Raw genomic sequence first — 2,859 nt, 5'->3', positions numbered from 1 at the left:
CGCCAGCCCCACAATCCCCACCAGCAGCCGCCACCAGCCGAACAGCGCGTAGCCTTTGCGCGAGACGTAATCGAGCAGGAAGCGCACCACGATGAGCGCGGCGACGAAGGCGGCGATGAAGCCGACGGAGATGATCGGCAGGTCGGCCGCGGTCAGCACGTTGCGGTTCTTGAAGAGGTCGAAGGCGAAGGCGCCGACCATGGTGGGCATGGCGAGGAAAAAGGAGAATTCCGCCGCCGCGCGCTTGTCGACGCCCATCAGCAGCGCGCCGACGATGGTCGAGCCGGAGCGCGACGTGCCGGGGATCAGCGACAGGCACTGGAACAGGCCGATCTTGAGATAAACGCTCAACGGGAAGCGCTCGACGTCGTGATGCACCGGCTTGAAGTTGATGCGGTCGACGACGAGCAGCACCACGCCGCCAATGATCAGCATGCTGCAGATCAGTTTTGGCGATTCGAACAGATAGTTTTTGATGAAGTCGTGACCCACCGCGCCGATGACCGCGGCCGGCAGGAAGGCGATCAGGATGCCGATGACGAAATGCCTTGTTTGCGGATCGCTGGGCAGCTTGACCAGCATCTGCCAGAGCTTGCCGAAATAGACGCTGAGGATCGCCAGGATGGCGCCGAGCTGGATCAGGATCTCGAAGGCCTTGCCGGTGGAGTGGAAGCCGAGAAAATGGCCGGCAAGCAGGATGTGGCCGGTCGAGGACACCGGGATGAACTCGGTCAGGCCCTCCAGCAACCCAAGCAGCAGCGCTTCGACGATGGTCTGGCTTTCCATGGCAACCTCAGGATTTCGGGGATAGCTGGAGACAACGGCTTGCTTGTCACGGCGCGGAAGTCACCCTATAGGTCGCAACACCGTGACGGCCGCATGACGGGCCGCCAAGACTTACCGGCGCAGGTATCGATTCGCCAGTGCGCCCTATCATCGCGGAACCATGCTGACGCTTTTCCATCATCCCATGTTCGCCACCTGCCGGTTCGTGCGCCTCGCCTTTGGCGAGTATGGCGAGGAGCTGGCGCTGATCGAGGAAAAGCCGTGGACGCGGCGCAAGGAGTTCCTGGCGCTGAACCCGGCCGGCACGCTGCCGATCCTGCTCGCCGAAGGCGACGTGCCGATCGTCGGCGCCATGGTGATCGCCGAATATCTCGACGAGACGCGTGGCGTGCTGAAGCGCGACAAGCGGCTGTTCGCCGAGGACCCGATGCAGCGCGCCGAAATCCGCCGGCTGACCGACTGGTATCTGGCGAAGGCCGAGAGCGAGGTCACCCGCCACCTGGTGCGCGAGCGCGTGCTGAAGCCGGTGATGCCGGAAACCGCCGGCGGCGGCTCGCCCGATTCGGCGGCGATCCGCGCCGCGCGCGCCAACATCCGCCAGCACATGAAATACACCAATTGGCTCGCCGGCACGCGCCATTGGCTGGCCGGCAACAAGGTAACCTATGCCGACCTCGCCGCGGCGGCGACGCTTTCGGTGCTCGATTATCTCGGCGAGATAGACTGGCGCGAACACAGCGCCGCGCGCGAATGGTACACGCGGGTGAAATCGCGGCCGTCGTTCCGGCCGCTGCTCTCCGACCGGGTGCGCGGCCTGTCGCCGGTATCGCATTATGCGGATCTCGACTTCTGAAGCCTTACGCGCGCTGATCGACGCGGAGGCGCGCCGCGCCGGCTTCGAGGCGGTCGCCGTGACCCGGCCGGACGCGATCCCGCTGGCGCCCGCACGCTTAGCCGAATTCGTCGCCGACGGTTTCCACGGCTCGATGGACTGGATCGCCGAGACGCTTCAACGCCGCGCCGAGCCTTCGACATTGTGGCCGGAGGTGCGCTCGATCGTCGTGCTGGCCATGAATTACGGCCCCGACCGCGACCCGCGCGATATCCTGACAAAGCCCGATTGCGGCGCGATTTCGGTCTATGCGCAGAACCGCGACTATCACGACGTGATGAAGGGCCGGCTGAAGGAGATCGCCGGCAAGATCGTGGCAAGGGCGGGCGGCGACGTAAAAGTATTCGTCGATACCGCGCCGGTGATGGAAAAGCCGCTGGCGGAAGCCGCCGGGCTCGGCTGGCAGGGCAAGCACACCAACCTGGTCAGCCGCGCGCATGGCTCGTGGCTCTTCCTCGGCACGATCTTCACCACGGCCGAGCTCAAGCCGGACCAGGCCGAGATCGACCATTGCGGCTCCTGCCGCGCCTGCCTCGACGCCTGCCCGACCGATGCTTTCCCGGCGCCCTACCGGCTCGATGCGCGGCGCTGCATCTCCTACCTCACCATCGAGAACAAGGGGCCGATCCCCCACGAATTCCGCGAGGCGATCGGCAACCGCATCTATGGCTGTGACGATTGCCTGGCGGCGTGTCCCTGGAACAAGTTCGCAAGGGCTGCTTCCGAAGCGAAGCTTGCCGCCCGCGAGGATCTGCGCGAGCCGCCGCTGTCGGAGCTGCTCGCGCTCGACGATGCGGCGTTTCGCGCTTTCTTCTCGGGCTCGCCGGTCAAGCGCATCGGCCGCGACCGTTTCATCCGCAACGTGCTGATCGCCGCCGGCAATTCGGGCGATGCTTCGCTGACGCCGGCGGTGCGCGGACTGCTCGATGACGGCTCGCCGCTGGTCAGGGGTGCGGCAATCTGGGCCCTGTCGCGACTACTCTCCGATCGCGAATTTGGCGATCTTGCCGCCACGGCTTCGCAGACCGAGGCCGATGCGGCGGTTCAAGAGGAATGGCTGGCCGCCTTGACATCCGCGGAGGTTCATCGATGAGCGGGAGACGCTTCTTCATCTTCGGCGCCGGCTATTCGGCCAAGGCTTTCGGCCGGGCCAACGCCCAGCACGCGCCCGTCTCCGGCAC

At 65.6% G+C, this 2,859-nt stretch carries 3 protein-coding genes; 2 read left to right on the top strand and 1 reads right to left on the bottom strand.

Going from position 1 to position 2,859, the window contains the following annotated elements; all coding sequences use genetic code 11:
- Positions 1–786: undecaprenyl-diphosphate phosphatase (locus EOD07_RS29200; protein WP_127237813.1), on the bottom strand; the 786-nt coding region annotated here is incomplete at its 3' end.
- A 160-nt stretch (positions 787–946) separates the two neighbouring features.
- Between EOD07_RS29200 and EOD07_RS29195 the strand changes: the two genes are divergently transcribed.
- Entirely contained in the window at positions 947–1,639 is a 693-nt protein-coding gene (locus EOD07_RS29195; protein WP_042645260.1) for a glutathione S-transferase family protein, read from the top strand.
- Complete coding sequence (gene queG, locus EOD07_RS29190; protein WP_127237812.1) at positions 1,620–2,771, top strand: tRNA epoxyqueuosine(34) reductase QueG; 1,152 nt, start codon at positions 1,620–1,622, stop codon at positions 2,769–2,771. The genes EOD07_RS29195 and queG overlap by 20 nt, the downstream gene beginning before the upstream one ends.
- Positions 2,772–2,859: the final 88 nt, after the last annotated feature.

The sequence above is a fragment of the Mesorhizobium sp. M2C.T.Ca.TU.002.02.1.1 genome (assembly GCF_003997225.1).
This window is presented reverse-complemented; position numbering and strand designations above follow the sequence as displayed.